This window comes from Streptomyces sp. NPDC046900 (assembly GCF_040644975.1).
Classification (GTDB): Bacteria; Actinomycetota; Actinomycetes; order Streptomycetales; family Streptomycetaceae; genus Streptomyces.
Genome location: NZ_JBEYXD010000006.1, coordinates 180,999 through 203,505 on the forward strand (window position 1 = coordinate 180,999; position 22,507 = coordinate 203,505).

The following is a 22,507-nucleotide window of genomic DNA, read 5'->3' on the forward strand; positions in this document are numbered from 1 at the left end:
CATTGCCGCACGGCAACCATCTCGCGCCCTGCGGCCATCTGGCAAGCACCCATCGGGCCCCGCGGTGAACGCGCCTTCGACTCAGGCCGCCAGCGTGGACGCCAGTTCGGCCGCCGCTTCGACGAGTTCGATATCAGGTTCCTCGAGCAGCTCACACAGGGCACCGCGCTCGGCGCGCACGGCCTTGCGGGCCTCCCGCTCCCAACCCACGTAGTTGTGGTGGTAGTTGAGAAGCTTGGGATAGGCCGAGGCCGTACTCTCCCACTGGCGGGCGTCGGCGATGCTCTTGAGCAGCCGGACGATCTGCACCCGGCACGTCACCTGCGGAAGCCTGGCCAGCTCCCACAGGAAGGGGACCGTGGCGGCCGTGGCCTGGTCGACCACGAAACCGTACTGGCAGATTCGTTCCCGCAGGCCGCCGAGTGCCTCCTTGGCGGTGGGCTCGTCACCCCAGGCGAGGTCCTGGAGCAGAACCGGGATGTCCTCCGCCGAACCGCTGGAATCCTTGATGGCGCTCCAGGGCACATGCCCCAATTCGCTGAGTGGTGTGGTCATTTCCGCTCCCCACAAACAGTCTGTGGCCAAGCCCCGGTCGTCCGCTGCGGCACAGCGGCACTCATGGCGTCGCGACCCGAAGGCGGCCAGCCCCGATCAGGGAGCGGCCAGCCCGGAAAGGGACCCGGCACTCATTGCGCAGTAGTGATGACACGGCGTCTCCTTGATGTGACGTCAGCATGCGGCGTCAGCACTGGGATTGACGCCCCCGCTATTATCCACGCAGTCGGCGCCATCATGCAATTGCATGGGAAATTGCATGATGGGTAGGAGACCAGGGGGCCCCTGTCGCACGGTCCTCTCCTCCGTGCCGCCGGCCCGTGGTGAAACGTCAGCAAGGAGACAGTGGTGCCTTCAGTGCCAAACGGAGTGCGGGCGAGTGCTTTGGACGCCCGCTGGATCAAGAGCCGGCACAGCAACGCCGAGGGCAACTGCGTCGAGGTGGCCGCCCTGGCCGACGGGGCGGTCGCGTTGCGGAACTCGCGCGACCCCGACGGGCCGGCGCTCGTGTACACGCCCGCCGAGGTGGCGGCCTTCCTGGCCGGCGCGAAGGACGGGGAGTTCGACCACCTGGTGTGACCCCGTCACATTCGAAGCTGTGCTGCCGGCACATGCGGGGAAACCCGGCGGAGTGCGATAATGCAGACCTGTCGTCTGTCGGCCAGCTGGGAGTCAGGATGTCCGCCGAGTCACACCGCCTCTCCCGCCTCGAACCGTATCTCGACCGGACGGAACCCGCTCCGACACTCCTGAAGATGCTGGTGGGAGTGCAGTTGGCCGGTATGCGCGAGGACGCGAGCGTCTCCCAGGAACAAGCCGCGCGGGCGCTCGGATTCAGCCCCGCGAAGCTGTCGCGCATCGAGGCAGGCAAGGGCCGCAAGCCGCCTACGGAAGCCGATGTGCGCGCGCTGCTGCAGCTGTACGACGCCGACGACTACGAGGCCTCGGTGCTCGTCAGACTGCTGCTGCGCGCCGGTGAGCCCGGCTGGTGGCAGCGCTACGACAAGCGGCTGATGCCCGAGTGGTTCGACCGCCTGGTCGGGTTGCAGGAGGCGGCCGCCGCCATCCGTACGTTCGAGATCCAGTACGTGCCCGGCCTGTTGCAGACCGCGGCGTACACGCGCGCCGTGGTGGAGCGCGGGCTGCCGACCGCATCGTCCGCCGAGGTGGAGCGCAGGGTCGAGCTGCGGATGCGGCGGGGACAGCTGTTGCTGCGTCCGGACGCCCCTCAACTCTGGGCGATCCTCGACGAGTCGGTCCTGATGCGGATACTGGGCGGCCCCGAGGTGATGCGAGAGCAGCTCGAGTATCTCGCCGAGATGGCTGAGCGCTCTCATGTCACCCTGCAGATCGTGCCTCTGGATGTGACGAACGCGTCGGCTCCGGCGATCCCCGTCACCTATCTGCGCTTCGGCGGCCTGGATCTGCCGGACATCGTCTATCTGGAGCACATCAGAAGCGCCAACTTCCTCGAGGACCGCGACGAGACGGAGGAATACCGGGTGGCGCTCGACCGGCTCGCCGACGAAGCCCTTGACCCCCGTGAGTCGTTGGCCCTGGTACAGAGAACGCTGAAGGAGCGCTACTCCGAGCGATGAGGTGAGCCGGGCCGGGCTTGTGGCAGGGCGGCCGTGGGTGACCGCCCGACAGTGTCAGCGGAGGCGCCCGACCCCGCCGAACTCGATCCACTCCTGGGTGAGCTGACGGGGAGCCACCTCGGAGTCGGGCCGCCAGGTGGACACCTCCACCAGACCCGGTTCCAGGATGTCCAGTCCCTCGAACCAGCCCGCGACGTCCTTCTCCTCACGTACGCGTCCCCAGTGGCCCTGGGTGGCCTGGTCCATGAACCCGGTGACGAAGTCACGCACCTCGGGGTCCTCGCTGACCAGCTGACACATCACCATGAAACTGCCGGGCACGAGGTGTTCGGAGACACGACGGACCACGGCCGACGGTCCGTCCGTCTCGTTGTCCGGAATGCAGTGCATCACCGAGTTGAACAGCACGGCCACCGGCTTCGAGAAGTCGATCAGGCGCTGGGTCTCCGGGTGGGAGAAGATCGTCTCCGAGTCCCGCATGTCCGAATGGATGACGGCGGTGCGCTTGTCCTCCTCGAGCAGGGCCCGGCCGTGCACCAGAACCATCGGGTCGTTGTCCACGTACACCACGTGGGTGGTGGGGTCGATGCGCTGTGCGACCTGGTGGATGTTGTCCTGAGTGGGCAGGCCGGATCCGTGGTCGAGGAACTGCCGGATGCCGTGCTCCTGCGCCAGCGTGCGCACGACCCGCTGCAGGAACCGCCGGTTGTTCAGTGCGAGCGCCCGCGTGCTGGGCACGACCTTGTCGAGCTCCTCGCAGGCTGCCCGGTCGGCGGCGTAGTTGTCCTTGCCGCCCAGGTAGTGGTCGTACATTCGGGCGGCCGTCGGCACCGTGGCGTCGATGGACGTGGACAACTGCCTGCCAGACTGCATCGTTCCCCCAGATCCGGGCCGCGCCGTCGGAACCGGCTCGGCGGGCACTTCATCCTAGGGAACCGGAGTTTGCCGCTGCCAGTCCCCGAACGGAGGACATGCGATCCGGCCGCCCACGCGGCATGATCTGAAACCGACGGATCGTCATGCCTCGTCCTTTGCACCCCACTTCGCGGCCGCCATGAACCATCGCGGCGCCAACTCGGTTGCTCGTCCACGGACTTGATCAGGCGCGCCCGCGCACCCGACCGCACCGCCGTCCGGACGCGCCGTGCACCTTCGCTCATGCGCCGGTTCAGTCCGGGCCCGTTCTACCGTCCAGTAATATCTGCCCGCAGGCCCCTAAGGAGGAACCGTGTCCCGGTCGGAACGCTCACCCCTGCTGCTCGCGGGCCTGTTGGCCACCGCGGGTGCCGGTCATTTCGTCCTGACACAGCAGTTCGACGCGATCGTCCCCCGCGCCCTGCCGGGGCCGGCCCGGGCGTGGACCTACACGAGCGGCGCCGTCGAACTCGCGCTCGCCGCCGGGCTGGCGCTGCCCCGTACGCGTCGTGCCGCCGCTCGGGCGGCCGCCGCGTTCTTCGTGGGAGTGTTCCCGGCCAATGTGCAGATGGCCGTCGACTGGCGGGACCGTCCCACACCGCTCAGGGCCGCGGCGCTGGCGAGGCTTCCGCTGCAGGTGCCTCTCGTCCTGTGGGCCCGCGGCATCGCCAAGAACACGGAGGCCACGGCATGACCGAGCATATCGAGGTAGGCACCGAGGTCGAGGACTTCGTGCTGCCGGACGAGTCCGGCACCGGGCGGCGACTGTCCGAACTCCTTGCCGAGGGGCCCGTCGTGCTGTTCTTCTACCCCGCCGCCCTCAGCCGGGGCTGCACTGCGGAGGCATGCCACTTCCGGGACCTGGCCGCCGAGTTCGCGGCCGTCGGCGCGCGGCCGGTCGGCATCAGCGGGGACTCGGTCGAACGGCAGCAGGAGTTCGCCGGACGCCACACGCTCGGCTTCCCGCTGCTGTCGGACGAGGACGGAAGGGTCCGGGAGATGTTCGGGGTCAAGCGCGGATTCTCGGTCGCCCCCACCAAGCGCGTCACCTTCGTCATCGACCAGGACCGCACGGTGCTCGAGGTGGTACGCAGCGAACTGCGGATGAGCGCACACGCCGACCGGGCGCTGGCCGCCCTGCGCGCCCGTAAGAAGTGACGCACGGCGGGTCGACCCGCCGTGATCGTGCCGAGGGGCCCGGACCGCATGGAGACGAGCGGTCCGGGCCCTTCGCCGTACTCAGCCCCCGACTCCCCGGACAGAGCTGACACCCGGTCTTGACCCCGGCACGCTCCCGATGGCGCGGGTCACGCCGTGACCCGCGCGAAACGCAGGCTCGCGTCGACGGTGGTCAGACCGCGCAACATGCCCAGTTGATTCCAGACCAGACCGAAATCCGTGCGGTCCACCGTGAACTCCGCCTCGAGCGTGACCGTGTTCGCGTCGGCGTGAGCGACACGCGCTGTGAAGGACTGCGGACGGCTGACCCCTCGCACGGTCAACTCACCCGCGATCTGCGCGGAGTCTCCCGCACGCGACTCCGCCCCGCGTACCGCGAAGGTGATCTCGGGGTGGTGCTCGGCGTCGAAGAAGTCCGCCGAGCGCAGGTGCTGGTCGCGCTTGGCGTGCTTGGTGTCGAGGGAGGCGGCGTCCACAGCGATGGTGCCCTGGACGCTGCCGTCGGGCTTCACCTCTCCCTGGCCGTTCACGGAGGTGAAGGAGCCCTTGACCGTGACCAGTCCCCACATCGTCTTGTGCCGTACGGCGACGGTGGAGGCGGTCCGGTCGAGTTGCCACTGTCCGGTCTCGACGGCGACGGTCATGAATGTTCTCCAGAGAAGAGGGGTGCACGGGCGACGACTATGTCATCCAATTTTGGATAACCTCACGCTAGCCCGTCCTTCAATTTTGGACAACTGCTCGTCCAAAATTGAACGGCTCTCGGCGCGGGAGGCGCCCGCCGGGCGCGGCTGGGAGGGTGGCGGTCCATGCTGAGCCGCTGCCACCACTCGACGGGCGCGGTGAGAACTCCGTCGGGCCCGGCTGCCAGAGGCCGGGCCGGCCCGCCGTTCCGTCACCGGTCCCGAGGGGGCCGGTGACGGCGCGCGGGCGGGTGCCTCAGGACTTGGGGCACTCCTTCCAGGCCAGGTGGTAGACGGTGCTGATGTCACCGTCCGTCGAGTCCATGGTCATGAAGCTCGTACTGCCGGGGGCCGATGTGCCCGCGTTGACACGGAGTTCGGTGTTGATGTTGAAGTTCCGCTGCACGCCGCAGGGCGCCCACACCAGCTGGGCCCAGTCGGTGACGTCCGTCGACTGCCAGTTGTCGTTGTACGGGCCGCCGAAGGGGTGGGTGATCGCCGCCGTGCTCGACGATCCCTGGAAGTAGTACGAGGCCTTCTCCGAACTGCTGGCGCCGGGCTGAAGGGAGGCGAAGCCGCGGTAGTCCGCGCTGGCGATCGCGTACGTGAAGCCCTGCGGCACGTGGACGATGAGGTTGAGCTGACAGTTCTTGCGGAACGCGATGGGGTCGGAGTTGCCTCCCACCTGGGCGAGGTAGTCGCTGTAGGTGACTGTGAAAGCGGTGTTGTCGGGCGAGACGGCGACCGCGGCGGTGCCCTTCGGGCAGCCGGATCCGTTCACCGTGGCGATCTTGATGGCGATCTTGTCCGGGGGCGGGTCGACGATCCCGGAGGAGGGGTCGTGCGCGGGCAGTGCGGTGGTCAGGAGCGCCGCTATCGCGCCGCCCAGGAGCAGTCCACCAGCCATGGTTCTCCCATCCGTTGCATCGGTGTACCCGACGGCGAGCGCCGTCGTGTGTTGGGGGGTGCGGCCCCACCGGCATGCGGGGGACCGTCGCTGACCAGTGCGTTGGATCAGATATCTGGCGATACATCATGGGCATGCCAAAACAACACATGCACATCTCCCCCAGACTGTGAAGGAGCTGTGAATTCCGGGGGCGACGGAATCGTACGCACTGCCGCGCACGTCCGGTACGACCATCTCCGGCCAATCCCCGCGACCGCGCCGGGACAGGCGGCTCGAACCGGCTCACGGCCCCGCCCCACCCCCTAGCGGGACGTCAAGCCCCACCGCCGTACCACGCCCGGCTCCTCGGCCGACGCGCACACCTACGGCCTGCCCGGCGCGATCCGTCCGGCCGGCGCACGACGACGGACGACGGGCGCAGCCCGCACGGCCGCACCCTCAGCAGCTCTTCCGGCGCCGTAGTCTTCGCCCTGCCTGATCGCCCGGCGCACAGATGAGGGCCCGCCGTCCCACACCCTTCGGGACGGCGGGCCCAGGCCGGCCCGGTCAGTGGGAGGGCCAGCCGTCCAGGTGCCGGTGGAGGGTGACATTCGGCCGCTCCGGGCCCTTGGGGGCCTTCGCCACCGCGTCGCGGAGCACCGCATTCACCTCCGCCGCCAGCGAGTCCGCCTTCGCCCTGAGGTCGGCGGCGGAAAGCGTCGAACGCGTCAGGGCGTCAAGTCGCCTGTGGATGTCCGCCAGCCGCCCCTGGGTCGCCTTGTCCAGCATGAAGGGGCGGGGCGTGGACACGACGAACTGGTAGGCGCCCGCGAGGGTCTGGCATCCGTTGCAGTACTGGTTGATCGCGTCGCCACGGTTGATCGCGTTCAGCTGCGTGTGCTTCCCGGCCATCGTGACGATCTGGAACGACAACGCGACCGAACGGCAGCGGTCGTCGACCGAGCAGCCCACTCCGAGGGCGGTCGCCTGGTTCCGCACGGTCCCGATTCGCGTTGTGCCGAACTGGCGCACCGTGAACGAGTCCCTGACGTCCCTGTGATGAATGAAGTCGGCACGGCTGTACGTCTGGTCGAGAGCGACCGCCGAGTGCGCCGCCCCTGTCACCGCCTGTGCGGGCACGGCGGTCGCGAGACCGGCCGCTCCGGCGGCGAACAGCCCCACGCGGACGGCGCGTTGGGTGAGTACGGAGTGTGTTCGGGGTTTGCGATGCTGGTTCACATGGGTCTCCTGCGTCAGTGATGTCGTCGGACGGTGCTCCCCCGGGCCCGGGGGTGCGAGGCACGCCCGGCGGGCGGAGCGGCGGAGGGACCGGCCCCGGGCCCAGTTACCGGGGCCGGTCCGCTCACCCCCCGGGCCGTCGCCCGGGGTGATCAGGAAGCGCTGGACGGGGGTGAGCTCTCCGGCGGCTGGGTCGTACTCATCGATGGCGACGGACTGCCCGAAGACGGCGTGCCGGAGGGCGAGGCGGATCCGGAGCCCGCGGATTCGGAGGTCGGCGGCTGCCCGCTGCTACCGGGGCTGCCGGTCGGCCGGCCGGCCGGGCCCGTCGAGGTGGCCGACGCGCTTGACTTGGGGCTCGCGGAGCCCGAGGGGCTCGCCGAGGCGCTCGGGCTCGCCGAGGCGGACGGCGTGGTCGAGACACCGGCCGACGGCGAAGCGTCGCTGTGATCCGGTGTGCTGGCGCGGCGGGCCGGCGGAGCCGAAGTCGACACTCCGGGCTGCAGTATGGGAGCGATCGGCGGCTTCTTGGGCAGCGGCTCCGGGGTCATCCCCGACACCCATGCGTAGCTGAGGCCGCCGAGTCCGGTCAGGAGCACCGCGCACAGCGCCAGACGCAGGTACGGCCGTCCCGCCGTCGACCTCACGGCACCCCGCCACAGACGCCCGCCGACCTTCACCGTCAGATAGACCACGCCCGCCATCGGGCACAGCAGCATGATGCAGCCGACCACGCCCATGAGGCCCGCCGCGATCTCTCCCTCCGCGAACGCGCCACCAGTGCCGGTGATCTGCTCGGTCAGCGAGCGGATCATCGTGGCGGCGATGCGCGGCAGGTTCCACAGCGCGTAGCCCAGCTCGCCGATGAGCAGTGGCACCATCGTCAGGACCCAGGTGGCGACGATGACCCGCGAGGACTTCTTCAGTTCGGCGACCTCGGCGCGGGCCTTGAGTCCCTTCGCGCCCGGGACCAGGCTGATCAGGATCGGCTTGATCTTGCCGTACAGGTCGGGGACCCCGGCGAGGTCGCCGAGGATGTAGTAGCCGTCCAGGCGCACGGCGGGCATCAGCTGTTCGAGGATCTCGAAATGGCCGAGATAGACGGCGGCGAGGAAGAACGGCTGACCGCTGACGGCGTAGGCGCCGGCCATGGCCAGCATGAAGACGACGTTGAAGTAGATGCCGCCCAGGTCGGTGCGGAGCCTGCCCCCCTTGCCGATGCGGTAGACGTCGGTGACGTCCGTGTACATCGAGGGCCAGATGAGAAAGAGTCCGCAACCGATACAGCCGGGCCGGGCGCCTCCGTAGCGGCATGCCGAGGCGTGGCCGAACTCGTGGAACACCAGGGATGCCACGGTCAGCACGAACACGACCAGCAGCAGGACCGGCTGGTCGAGCACCTCGAGCACGGGTGTGATCGCGCCGAAGAAGGCGAACAGCCAGACGTCCAGAACGGCGACGCCGGCGAGGACGACCATCACGACCAGGGGGTTGTGCAGCCAGGCCAGCGCCTTGGCGATCTTCGCCACCCGGCGTTCGTTGAAGATGACCCGATGGCCCTTGAGCACGAGGAGCAGGTCCGACCGGGGTGCGGAGACCTGGTCGTCCTCCTGGCCCTCGGGGACCGTCACACCGAGCGGTTCGAGCTTGTTCTCGACCAGATAGTGGATGTTCTCCGCGCTGACCTCGCGCCCGAACCGCGCGCTGACCCGGTGGGCGATCGTCTCGACGTCACGGCTGCCGTCGATCGACGACGCGACCAGGTACAGCAGTCGCGACAACTGGACGACCTGCCCGTCCCCCCGACGGGCGATGTACTTGGGCTCGGTGAACCCCGACCCCTGGTACTCGCCGTGCAGTTGAAGCCCAGCGCTCAGCCGGGGTACGACCGGCTGGTACAGGTCGACGACCGTCAGTTCGCCCGTGGCGAACTGCCCGTAGGTCATCGGCAATCCTCCGGGACCCGGCACCGGGCCGGTGTCGTAGAGTGCCGCGGCGTTCTCGCCCAGCAACGTCATGTGCGCCCTTCCTCCCCCCGGGGTGCGGACCGCGCCTGCCCCTGGCGCGGTCCGCGGAACGTACGGTCGACGTACGAGGGTTACTGGCTGATGTTGATGGTCTGCACGGCCTGGGACTCCGCGCTCGACCACGCGGAGTGGTCGTTGATCGCCTGGGACTGGTTGTTGGCCCACACGTTGGCGACGTGCTTCTTCACGTCCACGCTCTTGTGGAAGCTGAACTTCAGGCGCCCCAGGGCCTCACGGCCCGGCAGCAGCTCCGCGGACTCGGCGTCCAGCTCATGGGCGTTCATGCTCATGGCGTGTCCTTTCCAGAAAGCATTCGTTGACATGCTGGATGAGCCGGGCGGGCATGGATCGCCGCCCGACAGACGGTTGGTGATATTCCGTCGGATATCGGTGCCCCAGTGGTGGTACCGCCGCGGCGGGCGGAGGTGTGGTGATGCGTCGCCGCGGCGGTACCGGGTGCCGCACGGTGCCGGGGCGTCGGTCCGTACGGCACCGGCTCACTGGTGGATGTTGATGGTCTGGCAGGCAGCCGACTCCGCCGCCGACCACGCGGAGTGGTCGTTGATCGCCTGGGACTGGTTGTTGGCCCACACGTTGGCGATGTTCTTTTCCACGTTCACGGTCTTGTGGAAGCTGAACTTCAGGCGCCCCAGGGCCTCACGGCCCGGCAGCAGCTCTGCGGACTCGGCGTCGAGCTCACGAGGATCCATCATGATCGATTCCCCCTTGGGGTTCGAGAGGTGTATCCGCTGGACGCGGTCAGGTCCCCCCAGTAGCGTCCAACTTTGTCGGACGCACTGTCCAACGAGATTGGACACTAGGGGCGTGGCTTGGGTTACGCAAGCGGTTCAGGGGAACACCTTCCGTAACTCACTCAAGTGGCCCCTAGAATGATCCGACCCGGAAGAGTTCCGCCTGGCGGCGAGCAGGAAGTGACCATCGGTGGCCAACGCACTGCAGCAGATCATCCGCGACCGGCTGGACAGCGAGCGCTGGTCGTACGGCGACGTCGCCCGCCGCGGAGGCATCCCCCGCTCGACGGTCCACCATCTGGCCACGACCGATCACATGGCCCGTATGCCGCAGCCGGCCACCCTCGAAGGGCTCGCCCAGGGCCTGGGGCTCCCGCTGGACACCATCCGCCATGCCGCCGCGGAGGCCTGCGGCATCCACCTCTACGCCCCCGTGGCCGAGTCCGTACCCGTGTTCGACGCCTCGGGCGACCCGGAAGTGGACGTGCTCATCGCGAGTGTGCAACGGCTGTCCGCGGAGGACCGCAAACACGTTGCGGCGCTGGTGGAGTCGCTGCTCCACCGCGGTTCGGACACTCCCTGACGGCCGGCGCCACCACGGAGAGCGCACAACGCACCACAGGCCGCTTGCGCTAAAAGAAGCCACTTCGGCCCAAACACGCATGATCCGCCGCTAGTCTCTCCTCCAGCCTGGGCCCCATTGAGCCGCACTCCCAGGCCCTATGGGGGAAACCTTGCTCTTCGTACACGGCGGGCCCACTACCGCCATCGTCAAGGGACCGACGGGAGAATCCGTGGTCCTGCTCTCCGGCGAGCTGCCCGCCGACCTGACGGACGCCTCCATCGGCGAGCTGCTGGACCTCGCAGCGGCTGTACTCAGCGAGGAAGAGCTCGCTCTCTTCGAGCAGTGCCTCGCCATGCTGCGCCGCGGCGAGGGCCCCACTCCGCAGCGCATCGAGATCAACGGCGCCGTACTGACCGTCTACCGTGAGTGAGACCTGTCCACGCAGCGCGCCGCCTGGGCCCCGCGCCGGCTGCCCTCTGAGCCCGACGGCTCAGTTCTGCCCTCGCTCCGCCTGCTCGTGCAGGTAGGTGGCGATCTGGCCGGCCAGGCCCTCGGACGCGCCGTCCGTCCGGGTACCCGAGCCGGGCAGGCCGTCCGGCGCCGTCATATCACCGGACCACAGATACCGGTCGGCCCAGTCGTCGTCGGACTTCAACTGCACCTGGATGTCGACAAGATTCAGGGAGCATTCGGGAGCCGCGGCGTACAGGACGGCCGTCGCACGGCGCAGTGGATACAGGTCGAACCCCTCGATGAATTGCGAGTTGCGCCAGTCGATGAATGCGCTCTCCCCATCGGGGCCCGTACGAATGTCCAGTTGACCGTCTTCGAGATGCAGTGCAACGGGTTCCGCCGTGCGGTTTTCGACGGTCACCCGGAAGCGGAAATAGATCAGTCCTTCGGCGGCATCGTCGCGTCCACGCGGCGGCTCGGCCTTTTCCAGGGAGTGGACGCGGACATACAGGCCGGCATGCTCGTCTTCGCATTCCTGCCAGTCGCCGATCACATTGGGCTCGCGCACGCTCCACCTCTCCACTTCCGCGCATGATTCCTATCTGCGCGCGCAACAAAGTGTCAAATGCGGGGAAGGCTCTCTGGCCAGCGGATTTCCCGGACTTGATCACCGATCAAGCCCTGCGCAGCAACGATCCGCCGACGGCCGCCAGGCGCGACACGACACACGTGTCACACATCACGTCCGCGTGCCCGCCGAACGGGGGTCCGGACACCTGTTCACAGCGACGGCTGGCACACTGCACGCCATGGCCCAGATCACGCCCGCTCGTGCTCTCCTGCTGCTCGTCAGCGGGCTGGTCTGTCTGATCGCCGCGAGCGGGGCGCTGATCGGCGCCCTCTTCGGCGGCGCCCGGATCGCCCTGGTCACCGCGGTGGCCGCGGGCGCGGCAGGCGCACTCGTCTCGCTCGCCTTGCGCCGGCGCGCACTGGCGCAGTTCGCGGCAGCGCGGCGTGAGGCCGGATCGCGCGGCTACGCCGAGGGGATCGCCCACGGAGTGCTCCTCCATGTCGCCGCGTACGAGGCGGCGGTCTTCCCCCGCACCGGCCCGACGGGGGTGACCCATGAGGAGCGGGCCGCCCGGCGCACCGTCGCCTACCGGATGGCCGCACTCGACGAGGTGCCCCGACTCGTCCGGGAGGCGGCCGCGGACGCACTGGCCGTGCTCGACGCGTCCGACCGCACCGGCGCCGAAGAGGCTCTCACCCAACTCGCCGTGGTGGTGCGGCAGGAGTACGCGCGTCCCTGAAAGGCCGCGGAACACATCTGGCTCGTCATGCGCATTTCCTGAACGGATGGCATGCCCCCGCGTGCGGCGGGTCGAGAAATCCGACACGCCGGACCTGAAACCAAAGCGGACGAACACCCAAATGGCCGACTCGAGGACGCACGTCGCATTCCGCGGCTGAAGCAGCAACTGCCCATTGGGTCACCGGAATCGGGTTCTTCAGACCTGTGTTCGACAACGCCCTGGCGGGTTCGGGCGGTGCAGCGCATGGCTCCGTCTGCCATTGCAGAGCCGTACCCCGGTCACCGCCCGTCGCCGAGCGCGACCGCCGGTACGCCGACCGTCGTCGACGCGAGCTCCCGCAACTGCGTGAGGGCCGCGGCGACGGCCGGGCGCGTGCTGCCTCCTGCGCGCACGCAGGTCAGGAGCTTGCGGTGCGGGTCACCGGTGCAGCGGACACGGGTGACGGGCAGGTGTGAGGGCAGCCCGGCCAGGCGCGGGATCAGGGCGACGCCGAGTCCATGGGCGACGAGATGGGCCGTCACGTCCCAGTCGAGCGCGTGGTGGGCGATGTCGGGCGTGAAACCGGCCGCGCCGCACGCGGACAGCACATGCGGCCGGCAGGGGCTGTCCGGTACCGGCGCTATCCAGGGTTCGAGTGCGGCCTCCGCGAGGTCGACGCACGCGCGGCCCGCCAGTTCGTGGCCTTCCGGTACGACCAGGTCGAACGGGTCGTCCATGAGCGGCCGCTGGTCGAACCTGGCGTCGCCGTGCGGCGGGTTGCGCGGCGTCACCTCCACGACGGCGAGGTCGGTCTCGCCCTCGAAGAGGAGATCGAAGCTCTCCGGCACGCCCGCCTCCCGGATGTACACGGACAGTCGCGGACGACATGCCCTCAGGTGTGCCGCCATGGGCGCGAGGAGCACCGAGACGGCCACGGGAAAGCCGCTCACCCGCAGTGGACCGGCCACATCGCCCTCCTCCGCGCGCAGGTCGTGTTCGGCCTGCTGCCAGCGGGTCTCGATGGCGTCGGCGTGCTCCAGCAGACCACGGGCTGCGGGTGTCAGCCGTACGCCGCGGCCGTGCGGCTCCAGCAGATCGACGCCGAGCTCACGGGACAGCTGGCGGATCTGCTGGGAGGCGGCGGACGTCGTGAAGTGCAGGGCGCGCGCGGCGGCGGTCACGGTGCCGTAGTGTGCGACGGCCCGAAGGACATGCAGTCGGCGCAGATCAATCATGAAGTCCACGCTTCACGGTTCGGTCGAGCAAGTCAACGTGGACATGAACGGCGGTGTGCGCACACGCTGGTGGCATCGGCACGGTTCCGCGCCGGCAGCAGCACAGTTCCGCCCAGACAACAGAAGGGAGACTGCGATGACTTGTGCGCCCGCACCGGCCTGCCCGTACTGCGGATGGCCCGACCTCGCCGAACCGTTCCAGGTGGTGTCCCGGCACACCACGGCCGCGGGGAGCACGATCTGGACCCGCTGCGGATGCGGCTCGCTCCAGGTACGCCTCGTCGACGCCTGCGGAACGCGCGTCGTCTCCCGCAGCCGGCCCGCGCTGTCCGTTCCGGTGGAACCCGCGTAACGGCCCCGAGGACGCCGCGGGAATTCCGGCACGCCCGCCGTTGAGCAAGTTCCCGCCGCGCCGACGTAGCACATGACATGGCAGCATTCGTGGGCGCCGGGGGCGCGGGCGGGACGTACACCGGGGAGCGCGGACGATGAGATACGAGCAGCAGTCACTCCTCATCGCCGGCGACGACGGACGTCCGGCATCCGCCGGCCTCCGGGCACCCGGTCGGCCCTCGCCGGAACGGAACGGCGCCCGCCGCTGGGCACGGCTGCGCCGGCACCGGCGGCCGCTGCTCGTGGCGGCGGTCGTCGCGCTGCTGGCACAGATGGCGTTCGCCATGGTCACCACCGCCGTACAGCAGACCCCCACCATCGACGAACCCGTGTACGTGGGCACGTCGGTCGTCTACGTCCGCGAGCACAGCCTGCGGTTCAACCCCGAGCATCCGCCGCTCGGCAAGCTGATCATCGCGACCGGCACGGTGCTCGCGCACCCGCGTCTCGAACCCGGTTTCCGGGGTGACCAGGGCCGGTTGGGGCGGCGACTGCTGTACGAGTCGGGCAACGACCCATGGCGGGTGATGTTCTGGGCGCGGCTGCCGGTGATGGTCGTGACGCTGCTGTTCGGACTGGTCGTCTTCGCGTTCGCGCGGGACCTGATCGGCGCCGTGGGCGGGCTCGCGGCGCTCGCCCTGTACACGTTCTCGCCCGACCTGATCACGAACGGGTCCTTGGCCACCCTTGACGTCCCGGCGGCAGGGTTCACGGTGACGGCGGCCTGGTTGATGTGGCGGGCCCGACGGCGGCCCCTGCCGTACCTGCCGCTCGCCGGGATGGCCTCGGGTGCGGCCGTGGCCACGAAGATGAGCACGCTGCCCGCGGTGCCCGTCCTGCTGGCGCTGGCCGCATGGTCCTCCTGGCATGCGAAGGGAAGCGCAGCACCTCGCTCGCGTCGCGTGGCGCACGCCCTGTTGGCGGCTGCCGGGGTCGCGGCCGTCCTGGTCGGCGTCGTATGGGCGGCCTATCTCGCGGTCGATCCCCGGCTGCGGTGGAGCGCACCCGCGAACGTGCCCGCCGTGCACGGACTGCGTGCCCTGCTGATCGACTGGCTGCCCTTCCCCGGCGCGTACCGCGACGGGATGCGCATCCAGTTCGGCTTCGAGAGTGCGACCTGGCACGGCTATCTCTTCGGCCGGCTCTACACCGGCTCCCTGTGGTACTACCTTCCGGCCGCGCTGCTGGTGAAGACGCCGCTCGGGATGTCGGCGCTGTGGCTCTGCGGCGCCCTGGCACTGATGGCGGTGCCTCGACTGCGCGCCGCCGTCCCCTATGTGCTGCTGCCCCCGGCGGTGCTGCTGGCCGCGGCCATGCAGGGGTCACGCGATCTCGGCGTGCGCTACGCCATCTTCGTACCGGTGTTCCTCGCCATCGCCGCCGCCTGTGTGCTCGCCCTGCGGCGGCGATGGTCGTACGCCGTGACCGCGGCGCTGATCCTGTTCGTCGCGGTCAGTTCGCTGCGGACGTATCCGTACTTTCTGCCGTACTCCAACGAGGCGTTCGGCGGTCCCGCGAAGACGCACCTGCGGCTGCACGATTCCAACGTCGACTGGGGACAGGACCTGGGCCGGCTGGCCGACCGGCTGCGCGAGCGCTATCCGGACGACAGGGACGTCTGGCTCGTCTACAAGGGCAGCGGTGTGCCGTCCTGGTACGGCATCCACGGGCGCAACCCGCTCAAGGTGCCCCCGAGCCGGGTGCACGGGCTGCTGGCCGTGTCCGACACGTCGATCGCCAAGGCCGAGGGCAGGCTCGCAGAGCTGATCCGCACGAGCAGGGCGATCGACGACGTCGGTCATTCCGTCACGATCTTCCGGCGGCCGTAGCTCACGGCGCGGACGGCTTGCCCGTCGTGCCGATCCAGGTGTGGAACAGCGCGTCCAGGTCCTGACCGGACAGCCGCTCGGACAGCCGGACGAACTGGGCCGTCGTCCCGTGCCCGCCCCGGTGGTCGGCCGCCCAGGTACGCAGGATGCGGAAGAAGGTGGCATCGCCGACGGCCGTGCGGAGCTTGTGCAGGGCCATGGCGCCGCGGGCGTAGACGGGCGTGTCGAAGATGTGGGCCCCGCTGCCCGGGTTCGCGGGCGGGAAGGCCCACAGGCCGTCGCTCGCCGGACGGGCGTACAGGGCGTCGAAGGTCTGCTGGGCGCTCTTGCCGCCGTGCTGCTCGCTGTAGAGCCACTCGGCGTAGGTCGCGAAGCCCTCGTTGAGCCAGATGTCCTGCCAGCGGGTGAGGGTGACGGAGTCCCCGAACCACTGGTGGGCGTTCTCGTGGACGAGGGTGCTCAGATCGGGTGCCCTGTCGTAGACAGGGCGGGTCTGGGTCTCCAGCGCGTAACCGACCTTCGGGGCCTTGTCGACGATGGCTCCGGCCGCACGGAAGGGGTACGGGCCGAAGACCTTGCTCTCCCAGGCGAGGACGGACGGCAGCTTCTTGAGGACCGGGGCCGCGGCGGATGCCTCGCGCGGGTCCACGGCGTTGTACACCTTGATGCCGTCGCGGGTTGTGTACTGCTGGACGTCGAACTTCCCGACCGCCGCAGTGGCCAGGTACGCGGCCATCGGTTCGGCCTGACGCCAGTGGAAGGTGGTGTGGCCGCCGACGGTCCGCCGGCTGAGGAGGACACCGTTGGAGACGGCGGTGCGGCCCTTGGGCACCGTGACGGTGATGTCGTACGACGCCTTGTCCACGGGGTGGCTGTTGGCGGGGAACCAGGTCATGGCGCCCTGCGGCTCGTTCGCCACGAACGCGCCGTCGTCGGTGGGGATCCAGCCGTCCAGCGAACCGTCGGGGTCGGTGACCGGCTTGGGCTTGCCCTGGTAGTCGACCGCGACACGGAAGTCCTGGCCGGCGCGGAGCGCGTGCCGGGGGGTGATGACGAGTTCCTGCCCGTTCCGGCGGAACGACGCCTTGACGTGGTCGACGCTCACGCCGGTGACCTTGAGGCCCTGGAGGTCGAGGTCGAAGCGGGTGAGGCGCTGGGTGGCGCGGGCCCGCAGCACCGCCTTGCCGTCGAGGTGGCCGGTACCGGTGTCGTAGCCGAGGGTCAGATCGTAGTGGCGTACGTCGTAGCCGCCGTTGCCCTCGAACGGGAAGTACGGGTCACCCGCCCCGGACGCGCCCGCGGTGCCGGCGACCGCCGGGCCTCCGGCCGCGATCAGCGCGGCGAGGGCGACGGGGACCGCTGTGGCGACGGCCTGCCGGGGAAGAACGGTGGTGCGTCTGACGGTCTTGCGTCGGGGTGGCGTCACGGTGACTCCTGTGGCCGGGGATGATCAACAGCGGCCAGCCTAGGCCGCCGCCCCGTCGCACAGGCACCTTTGTTCGGTCAAGTTCCTTGATGGCGTGGGACGTTGTTCCGGGCGGGAATGCGCATATGTTCAAGGCCTCGCAGTCGTGATGGAATTCCCTCCATGACGGACATCTCGCTGCATGCGTGGACCGGTGAACCGGTGCGGGTCGGACTGGTGGGGGCGGGACCCTGGGCGCGTACCGTGCACGCACGCGTGCTCGCGGCAGGGCCGGAGACCCGGCTCACCGCCGTGTGGGCGCGCCGCGAGGAGGCGGCCCGCGAGACAGCGGCCCCCTACGGCGCGGCCGTCGCCACCCGGTTCGAGGAACTCCTCGACGCATGCGAGGCGGTGGCCTTCTCGGTTCCGCCCGCCGTGCAGGCGGAACTGGCGGGCCGAGCCGCCAAGGCGGGCAAGGCACTGCTGCTCGAGAAGCCCCTCGGGGAGGATCTGCGGTCGGCGCGGCACCTGGCCGACGCGATCGAGGAAGCGGGCGTCGTCTCGCAGCTCGTCCTGTCCAATCGCTACCACCCGTCCGCCCGGGAGTTCCTCGCCGCGGCGCGGGGCCTGCAGGTCGCCGGTGCGCGTTCCAGCGGGCTGAGCGGCGCCTTTCTGGGCGGGGACTTCGCGACCCCGTGGCGCCTGGAGCACGGGGCTCTGCTCGACGTGGGTCCGCATCTGCTCGACCTGCTGGACGCCGCGATCGGTCCCATCGCACACATTCGGGGCGTGGGCGACCCCCGCCGCTGGATCGAGCTGACCTGCGAGCACGAGGGCGGCGCGGTCAGCCAGTGCTCGCTGTCCGGCTCGGTGGACGTCCCGCACGGCGGTACCCGCATCGAGCTGTTCGGGTCGCAGCCCCCTCTGGTGTACGACACGGCCGGACTCGACTACGAGGAGGCCTGGCCGGTGCTGCGCCGTGAGTTCGCCACCGCCGTGCGCACCGGGGTGCCCGGCGAGCTGGACGCCCGGCGCGGGCTGCGGCTGCAGGAGCTGATCGCGCTGGCCGCATCGGTGTGACGGGCCGCGCGGCACCGACCACGCGGGAGGCGTACGGGCGTCGGGGCCCCTGACGGGCACCGGCCGCTGGTGGGAGCACGGGCGCCGTTCAGGGGTAATCGCCCGGCCGGGACGCGTGAGGACGTGCGGCTCCGTCCACAACTGACCCGTGAGACTGCCGCTGATCGCCCCGATGCTCGCCATCCCCGGCACCCTGCCGCCCGCCCGGCAGGACGCGGAGTGGGCGTACGAGACCAAACAGGACGGCCAGCGGGTGGTGGTCTATCTCCCCGGCGACGGCAGCGTGGAACTGCGCGCCCGGTCGGGCGAGATCATCACCGGCGCCTACCCTGAACTGCGTCCGCTGGGCGGGGCCCTCGGGGCCACACCCGCCGTACTGGACGGGGAGGTGGTGGCACCGGACGAGCAGGGGCGCGGCGACTTCCAGCGGCTGCAGTCCCGGATGGGGCTCGCCCACTCCCCCGCGCTCGCGGCGCGCCGTGCCGCTCGGACGCCCGTGCACCTCGTGCTGTTCGACGTGGTGTTCCTGCGGCACGACCTCACCACGCTGCCGTACGCCCGCCGGCGTTCCGAATTGGAGGCGCTCGCCCTGGCCGGGCCGCACTGGTCGACGCCGGGCGCCCTCGTCGGACACGGCGCGCAGGCCATGGCGGCGATCCGGGACAACGGCCTGGAGGGGCTGGTGTGCAAGAGACTCGACTCGGTCTATGAGCCGGGGGTGCGTTCCCACTCCTGGATCAAGATCCGGAATGTCGAGGCCGTGGATGTGATCGTGGGCGGCTGGCTGCCCGGGCAGGGGAGACTGTCGGGGCTGCCCGGGGCGCTCCTGGTGGGTCAGCGGGACGCGACGGGCCTGCTGCGCTATGTGGGCCGGGTGGGCACGGGGTGGACGGAGGCCGAGCGGGCCGAACTCGCCCGGCTGCTGCGGATCGTGGAAGCGCGTGTGTGCCCTTTCGACCGCGACCCCCGGGTGCCGGGGGCCCGCTGGGTCCTGCCGAGGCTGGTCGGCGAAGTGCGCTACAGCACGCGCACGCGGGCTGGTCTGCTCAGACAGCCGTCATGGCTGCGTCTGCGCCCGGACCTCGCCCCTGAGGACTCGGCGGCGGATCTGCCGTGAGGGGCTCGGGCCCGGACGCAGACGTCCGTTCACTCGGCGGCCGGCGGTTCACACGTGGCCGGGGCCGCCGCTGCCGAAGGCACCGCTGGAGCCGGGGAGCCAGCGCTTGCGATGCTGGTCGTCGCAGCGTTTGGACGCCGCGTGGTGGAGCTGGTACGGCATGAGCCGTTCGCTCTCCTGGGTGGCGTGCGGCATCTCTTCGGGCTCCCGCACTTCCCTTTCCTCGTGGACCGCTCCGCCGTCGGGCAGATGGGGCTGCTCCTCCGGCTTCGGCGGTGCCGGTTCCCGGTCTCGTACCCGCATACCCAGCTGTACGGCCCAGATCAGCGCCCCCGCGACCACCATGCCACCGATAAAGGCGTAGAACACGTTGAGTTGTTCCTGCGATACAGCCAGTATCATATAGCTCGCCGTATTCATGCCATGACGATACCCCCGTTGAATTGGAATGGCTCCCCGGAGAATTCCACAAAGAATCGGGATTGCCCCGGGACCGGTAATCGGGCGCAGGTGGGCGCATGTTCCGGGGAGCCGTGGGGTGCGGTGGTCAGATCCGGTACTCGCGCAGGGCCGGGGTGACCATGGCCAGGACCAGGGTGGCCGCGATGACCAGGAGTCCGCCGCCCGCGATCGCCGTACGTGTGCCGAGGGCCGAGCCGGCCGTGCCGTGCAGGACGTCCGCGAGACGCGGACCGCCCGCGACGACCACCGTGAAGACGCCCTGCATCCGGCCGCGCATCTCGTCGGTCGCGGCGGACAGCAGGATCGCGCCGCGGAAGACCATGGACACCATGTCGGCGACGCCCGCGGCCGCCAGGAAGGCCACCGCCACCCACAGGCTGCTGGTCAGTCCGAGACCGGTGATGGCCGCGCCCCAGGCGATGACCGCCGCGATCACCAGCAGGCCGTGGCGCCGGGCGCGCGAGAACGTGCCGGACAGCAGCCCGCCGACCACCGCGCCGATCGGGATCGCCGCGAAGAGAAGCCCGAGCGCGAGCCCTTCCCCGTAGGACGCGTAGGTCTGGGCGGCGAGTTGCGGGAAGAGCGCGCGGGGCATGCCGAACACCATGGCGATGATGTCGGCGACGAAGGACAGCAGCAGGACCTTGTGCAGCGCGATGTAGCGGAAGCCCTCGGCTATCGCCTGCCAGCCCGCCCGGCCCACTGCCGCCGCCGTCGGCGGCAGGGCGGGGAGCCGGAAGACCGCCCATAGCGTCACGCACAGGGCCACGGCGTCGATCAGATAGAGCGCGGACAGGCCGATGACGGGGATGAGGGTGCCGGCAAGGAGGGGGCCCGCCACCAGGCCGGTCTGCATGACGGTGGAGCCGAGCGCGTTCGCCGCGGGAAGTTCCTCCGGCGGTACCAGGCGGGCGATGGAGGCGCTGCGGGCCGGGGAGTTCAGGCCGAAGAAGGCCTGCTGGAGGGCGAGCAGCACGATCAGGACGAGGACCGAGTCGAGGCCGACGAGGGCCTGGACCCAGAAGAGCACGGACGTCACGGCCAGGCCTGCGTTGGTGAGCAGCAGCAGCTTGCGGCGGTCCATCCGGTCGGCGATCGCACCGCCCCACAGGGCGAAGACGGCGAGCGGGAGGAGGCCGGCGAGGCTCGCGTAGCCGACCCAGGCGGAGGAGGCCGTGATGTCGTAGATCTGCTTGGGTACGGCGACCGCGGTGAGCTGGCTGCCTACCGCGGTGACGATCGTCGAGGACCAGAGGCGGCGGAAGGCGGGGCGGCGCAGCGGCCGGGTGTCCATCGCCCAGCGACGCCAGCCCGCTCTGCCGGATCGGTCTCCGTCCGGAGCCTCGCTCTCCGATGCCGTTCCGCTGCCGGTCGTACTCTCACTCGTGTCCACGGACTTCCTGACTGTCTCGTAGCTGCCTGGTACACCTTTCGATTCAGGGTTCACTATCACCGATCAGCCCGGGGTCCTGGTAGCCGGGCTGCCCCCGCCGTCCCGGGCGCCGATGATCGATGTGCCGGGTCGGTGCCGCCCTCGGCCGGTCGGCGTGCGGTTCTTCTTCTGCCGCGACTGCTCGAGCCGGCGGAATTCCGGCAGGCGGTGTGAGTATGTCGACAACGCGGGCAGCGGCGCGCCGACGCATTCACCCGGGGAAATGCCGTGACCGACTCACAAGACCCGTGGACGCGGTGCGGCGCGATGCGCGGGGAACGCCCCGGTCACTCCTCCGCCACGACGAGGACCAGCGGGATGTCGTCGCAGGGGACCAGCCGCAGCCCGGCGTGGCGGCCGGGCCGCGCCCCGGCGAGCAGCGCGCCGAAGTCCGGGCCCTTGGTGAGTGAACCCGCCAGATGGGCGGGGTCGGCCGAGGCGGCCACCCGGCCGCGGGCGTTGACCAGGTGGGCCGGTCCGGGCAGCCCCTGAAGCAGCGGCATGACGGCCGCCTCGAAGTGGCGCAGATACACGTCCGCCGCGGCGACCCCGGCGAACCGGCCCTCGACGTGCACCGGCGCCGACAAGGTGAGGCTGTACTCGTCGGAGCAGAGGTAGTCCACGTAGGGTCCGGCGACCGCGCGACGGCCCGTGTCGCGGGGCAGTGCGAACCAGTCCCAGTGCGTGTAGTCGGAGTACGCGGACTGCCGGGGATCGAGGTCGAGCAGCAGCGGCCGTACGGCGCCGTCGGAACCGGTCTGCCACCACTCCAGCCAGGCCGGTACATCGGTGAGCAGCCCCGGAGCCACGACGAACCCGACACCGGAGACCAGCTCCTGCCGGGCCAGGTGGAGATGGAGTCCGGGGCGCAGCGCCGCGAGGTCGGCGCTCACCGGGCGGCGGCCCTGGGCGAAGACCCGGGTCAGCAGCGCCGTGGTGGCCTCCCGGGTGTCGGCGACGGTGTCGAAGACGGCCTCCAGGGTCCGGCGCACCCGGGCCGCCACACCCGCCTCCGTGGCCGGGTCGAACATCGCCGTCGCCGCCGCGGCAAGGCGGCCGTCGTCTCTCACGGCTGCGCCCGCGGCAGCCGGCAGGGGGTACGGGAGGAGACAGGGCGACGATCCGGGCTGCTGCGGGGAGTGGGACATGGCGGCGACGCTATACGTCCGGTTCACTTCACCGCATCTTGACTCTCCGTCAACTGTCCTTCCACAGAACGAAGTTGATCCTTCTGTCGACTGTTCGTAGGGTGATGGCCACATCGTCCGCCCGAAGTCCCCACCCTGTCCCCCGGGCGGACCCCCGGGTGAGCCGTGGCCCACCCGCCGACCTGGAGCGTTGCCCGAGCGCGCCGCCGAGATCCAAGGCGTCCGGAGGGCTCCGGTCACCACGCCGTCCCGACGCCGG

25 protein-coding genes are annotated in these 22,507 nt (G+C 70.0%); 11 read left to right on the forward strand and 14 right to left on the reverse strand.

Translation table 11 applies throughout. The annotated features are described in order from the left end of the window. Nucleotides 1-81: 81 nt before the first annotated feature. A complete protein-coding gene (locus ABZ904_RS09115; protein WP_359392593.1) occupies nucleotides 82-555 on the reverse strand; it encodes a hypothetical protein in 474 nt (157 codons plus the stop codon). A gap of 348 nt (nucleotides 556-903) precedes the next feature. On the opposite strand from ABZ904_RS09115, the gene ABZ904_RS09120 reads away from it, so the two are divergent. Together ABZ904_RS09120 and ABZ904_RS09125 are read left to right on the forward strand one after the other, a co-directional pair. Then, entirely contained in the window at nucleotides 904-1,134 is a 231-nt protein-coding gene (locus tag ABZ904_RS09120; protein WP_360997384.1) for a DUF397 domain-containing protein, read from the forward strand. A 98-nt stretch (nucleotides 1,135-1,232) separates the two neighbouring features. After that, the gene (locus ABZ904_RS09125) at nucleotides 1,233-2,153 is read left to right on the forward strand and encodes a helix-turn-helix transcriptional regulator (RefSeq protein WP_360997386.1); all 921 of its coding nucleotides are present in this window, start codon (nucleotides 1,233-1,235) and stop codon (nucleotides 2,151-2,153) included. A 54-nt stretch (nucleotides 2,154-2,207) separates the two neighbouring features. Here ABZ904_RS09125 and ABZ904_RS09130 read toward each other — a convergent pair whose 3' ends face one another. Further along, nucleotides 2,208-3,026 (reverse strand): SAM-dependent methyltransferase, encoded by an 819-nt coding sequence (locus ABZ904_RS09130; RefSeq protein ID WP_360997389.1) that lies wholly within the window; start codon nucleotides 3,024-3,026, stop codon nucleotides 2,208-2,210. A 355-nt stretch (nucleotides 3,027-3,381) separates the two neighbouring features. Between ABZ904_RS09130 and ABZ904_RS09135 the strand changes: the two genes are divergently transcribed. Both ABZ904_RS09135 and ABZ904_RS09140 read left to right on the forward strand, forming a co-directional pair. Further along, complete coding sequence (locus ABZ904_RS09135; protein WP_360997391.1) at nucleotides 3,382-3,762, forward strand: hypothetical protein; 381 nt, start codon at nucleotides 3,382-3,384, stop codon at nucleotides 3,760-3,762. Next, nucleotides 3,759-4,226 (forward strand): peroxiredoxin, encoded by a 468-nt coding sequence (locus tag ABZ904_RS09140; protein ID WP_360997393.1) that lies wholly within the window; start codon nucleotides 3,759-3,761, stop codon nucleotides 4,224-4,226. The genes ABZ904_RS09135 and ABZ904_RS09140 overlap by 4 nt, the downstream gene beginning before the upstream one ends. Nucleotides 4,227-4,375: 149 nt before the next feature. Here the strand turns inward: ABZ904_RS09140 and ABZ904_RS09145 are convergent, their stop codons facing one another. The 6 genes from ABZ904_RS09145 to ABZ904_RS09170 form a co-directional block, all read right to left on the reverse strand. Beyond that, nucleotides 4,376-4,891 (reverse strand): YceI family protein, encoded by a 516-nt coding sequence (locus ABZ904_RS09145; RefSeq protein ID WP_360997395.1) that lies wholly within the window; start codon nucleotides 4,889-4,891, stop codon nucleotides 4,376-4,378. 295 nt (nucleotides 4,892-5,186) lie between these two features. After that, nucleotides 5,187-5,837, reverse strand: a complete 651-nt coding sequence (locus ABZ904_RS09150; protein WP_360997397.1) for a DUF4360 domain-containing protein — start codon at nucleotides 5,835-5,837, stop codon at nucleotides 5,187-5,189. A gap of 549 nt (nucleotides 5,838-6,386) precedes the next feature. Further along, nucleotides 6,387-7,058: a hypothetical protein gene (locus ABZ904_RS09155; RefSeq protein WP_360997399.1), complete on the reverse strand. Its 672-nt coding sequence runs from the start codon at nucleotides 7,056-7,058 to the stop codon at nucleotides 6,387-6,389. Between the two features lie 152 nt (nucleotides 7,059-7,210). Next, the gene (locus ABZ904_RS09160) at nucleotides 7,211-9,076 is read right to left on the reverse strand and encodes a hypothetical protein (RefSeq protein ID WP_361822171.1); all 1,866 of its coding nucleotides are present in this window, start codon (nucleotides 9,074-9,076) and stop codon (nucleotides 7,211-7,213) included. A gap of 80 nt (nucleotides 9,077-9,156) precedes the next feature. Further along, nucleotides 9,157-9,375 carry a hypothetical protein gene (locus ABZ904_RS09165; protein ID WP_360997403.1) on the reverse strand — a complete coding sequence of 73 codons (219 nt, stop codon included), beginning with the start codon at nucleotides 9,373-9,375 and terminating at the stop codon, nucleotides 9,157-9,159. A gap of 207 nt (nucleotides 9,376-9,582) precedes the next feature. Next, the gene (locus ABZ904_RS09170; protein WP_360997438.1) at nucleotides 9,583-9,801 is read right to left on the reverse strand and encodes a hypothetical protein; all 219 of its coding nucleotides are present in this window, start codon (nucleotides 9,799-9,801) and stop codon (nucleotides 9,583-9,585) included. Between the two features lie 226 nt (nucleotides 9,802-10,027). Between ABZ904_RS09170 and ABZ904_RS09175 the strand changes: the two genes are divergently transcribed. Both ABZ904_RS09175 and ABZ904_RS09180 read left to right on the forward strand, forming a co-directional pair. Next, nucleotides 10,028-10,420, forward strand: coding sequence for a helix-turn-helix transcriptional regulator (locus tag ABZ904_RS09175; RefSeq protein WP_359399728.1), 393 nt, complete (start codon nucleotides 10,028-10,030; stop codon nucleotides 10,418-10,420). 151 nt (nucleotides 10,421-10,571) lie between these two features. Then, nucleotides 10,572-10,832, forward strand: a complete 261-nt coding sequence (locus ABZ904_RS09180) for a hypothetical protein (protein ID WP_359399725.1) — start codon at nucleotides 10,572-10,574, stop codon at nucleotides 10,830-10,832. A 60-nt stretch (nucleotides 10,833-10,892) separates the two neighbouring features. Here the strand turns inward: ABZ904_RS09180 and ABZ904_RS09185 are convergent, their stop codons facing one another. After that, a complete protein-coding gene (locus tag ABZ904_RS09185; protein WP_359399722.1) occupies nucleotides 10,893-11,423 on the reverse strand; it encodes a hypothetical protein in 531 nt (176 codons plus the stop codon). A gap of 241 nt (nucleotides 11,424-11,664) precedes the next feature. On the opposite strand from ABZ904_RS09185, the gene ABZ904_RS09190 reads away from it, so the two are divergent. Further along, the gene (locus ABZ904_RS09190) at nucleotides 11,665-12,165 is read left to right on the forward strand and encodes a hypothetical protein (RefSeq protein ID WP_360997406.1); all 501 of its coding nucleotides are present in this window, start codon (nucleotides 11,665-11,667) and stop codon (nucleotides 12,163-12,165) included. A 281-nt stretch (nucleotides 12,166-12,446) separates the two neighbouring features. Here the strand turns inward: ABZ904_RS09190 and ABZ904_RS09195 are convergent, their stop codons facing one another. After that, nucleotides 12,447-13,382 carry a LysR family transcriptional regulator gene (locus ABZ904_RS09195; protein WP_359399716.1) on the reverse strand — a complete coding sequence of 312 codons (936 nt, stop codon included), beginning with the start codon at nucleotides 13,380-13,382 and terminating at the stop codon, nucleotides 12,447-12,449. A gap of 136 nt (nucleotides 13,383-13,518) precedes the next feature. Between ABZ904_RS09195 and ABZ904_RS09200 the strand changes: the two genes are divergently transcribed. Further along, on the forward strand, nucleotides 13,519-13,734 hold the full coding sequence (locus ABZ904_RS09200) for a hypothetical protein (protein WP_359399713.1): 216 nt from the start codon (nucleotides 13,519-13,521) through the stop codon (nucleotides 13,732-13,734). 313 nt (nucleotides 13,735-14,047) lie between these two features. Further along, complete coding sequence (locus tag ABZ904_RS09205) at nucleotides 14,048-15,604, forward strand: phospholipid carrier-dependent glycosyltransferase (protein ID WP_359399764.1); 1,557 nt, start codon at nucleotides 14,048-14,050, stop codon at nucleotides 15,602-15,604. 1 nt (nucleotide 15,605) lies between these two features. On the opposite strand, the gene ABZ904_RS09210 is transcribed toward ABZ904_RS09205, so the two are convergent. After that, on the reverse strand, nucleotides 15,606-17,030 hold the full coding sequence (locus ABZ904_RS09210) for a M1 family metallopeptidase (RefSeq protein WP_361822176.1): 1,425 nt from the start codon (nucleotides 17,028-17,030) through the stop codon (nucleotides 15,606-15,608). Between the two features lie 162 nt (nucleotides 17,031-17,192). Between ABZ904_RS09210 and ABZ904_RS09215 the strand changes: the two genes are divergently transcribed. Both ABZ904_RS09215 and ABZ904_RS09220 read left to right on the forward strand, forming a co-directional pair. Further along, nucleotides 17,193-18,089 (forward strand): Gfo/Idh/MocA family oxidoreductase, encoded by an 897-nt coding sequence (locus ABZ904_RS09215; protein ID WP_359399706.1) that lies wholly within the window; start codon nucleotides 17,193-17,195, stop codon nucleotides 18,087-18,089. Nucleotides 18,090-18,237: 148 nt separating this feature from the next. Further along, a complete protein-coding gene (locus ABZ904_RS09220; RefSeq protein WP_361822178.1) occupies nucleotides 18,238-19,206 on the forward strand; it encodes an ATP-dependent DNA ligase in 969 nt (322 codons plus the stop codon). Nucleotides 19,207-19,254: 48 nt separating this feature from the next. Here the strand turns inward: ABZ904_RS09220 and ABZ904_RS09225 are convergent, their stop codons facing one another. The 3 genes from ABZ904_RS09225 to ABZ904_RS09235 form a co-directional block, all read right to left on the reverse strand. Further along, a complete protein-coding gene (locus ABZ904_RS09225) occupies nucleotides 19,255-19,626 on the reverse strand; it encodes a DUF6479 family protein (RefSeq protein WP_359399700.1) in 372 nt (123 codons plus the stop codon). Nucleotides 19,627-19,753: 127 nt separating this feature from the next. Continuing rightward, nucleotides 19,754-21,061, reverse strand: a complete 1,308-nt coding sequence (locus ABZ904_RS09230) for an MFS transporter (protein WP_359399697.1) — start codon at nucleotides 21,059-21,061, stop codon at nucleotides 19,754-19,756. A 326-nt stretch (nucleotides 21,062-21,387) separates the two neighbouring features. Then, nucleotides 21,388-22,131 (reverse strand): hypothetical protein, encoded by a 744-nt coding sequence (locus ABZ904_RS09235; RefSeq protein ID WP_359399761.1) that lies wholly within the window; start codon nucleotides 22,129-22,131, stop codon nucleotides 21,388-21,390. Nucleotides 22,132-22,507 lie beyond the last annotated feature (376 nt).

Coding starts and splice junctions, on each gene's coding strand:
- ABZ904_RS09215 (WP_359399706.1), top strand. CDS start 17,193: ATGACGGACATCTCGCTGCATGCGTGGACCGGTGAACCGGTGCGGGTC.
- ABZ904_RS09115 (WP_359392593.1), bottom strand. CDS start 555: ATGACCACACCACTCAGCGAATTGGGGCATGTGCCCTGGAGCGCCATC.
- ABZ904_RS09200 (WP_359399713.1), top strand. CDS start 13,519: ATGACTTGTGCGCCCGCACCGGCCTGCCCGTACTGCGGATGGCCCGAC.
- ABZ904_RS09225 (WP_359399700.1), bottom strand. CDS start 19,626: ATGAATACGGCGAGCTATATGATACTGGCTGTATCGCAGGAACAACTC.
- ABZ904_RS09195 (WP_359399716.1), bottom strand. CDS start 13,382: ATGATTGATCTGCGCCGACTGCATGTCCTTCGGGCCGTCGCACACTAC.
- ABZ904_RS09160 (WP_361822171.1), bottom strand. CDS start 9,076: ATGACGTTGCTGGGCGAGAACGCCGCGGCACTCTACGACACCGGCCCG.
- ABZ904_RS09165 (WP_360997403.1), bottom strand. CDS start 9,375: ATGAGCATGAACGCCCATGAGCTGGACGCCGAGTCCGCGGAGCTGCTG.
- ABZ904_RS09150 (WP_360997397.1), bottom strand. CDS start 5,837: ATGGCTGGTGGACTGCTCCTGGGCGGCGCGATAGCGGCGCTCCTGACC.
- ABZ904_RS09130 (WP_360997389.1), bottom strand. CDS start 3,026: ATGCAGTCTGGCAGGCAGTTGTCCACGTCCATCGACGCCACGGTGCCG.
- ABZ904_RS09190 (WP_360997406.1), top strand. CDS start 11,665: ATGGCCCAGATCACGCCCGCTCGTGCTCTCCTGCTGCTCGTCAGCGGG.
- ABZ904_RS09125 (WP_360997386.1), top strand. CDS start 1,233: ATGTCCGCCGAGTCACACCGCCTCTCCCGCCTCGAACCGTATCTCGAC.
- ABZ904_RS09205 (WP_359399764.1), top strand. CDS start 14,048: ATGGCGTTCGCCATGGTCACCACCGCCGTACAGCAGACCCCCACCATC.
- ABZ904_RS09140 (WP_360997393.1), top strand. CDS start 3,759: ATGACCGAGCATATCGAGGTAGGCACCGAGGTCGAGGACTTCGTGCTG.
- ABZ904_RS09235 (WP_359399761.1), bottom strand. CDS start 22,131: ATGTTCGACCCGGCCACGGAGGCGGGTGTGGCGGCCCGGGTGCGCCGG.
- ABZ904_RS09145 (WP_360997395.1), bottom strand. CDS start 4,891: ATGACCGTCGCCGTCGAGACCGGACAGTGGCAACTCGACCGGACCGCC.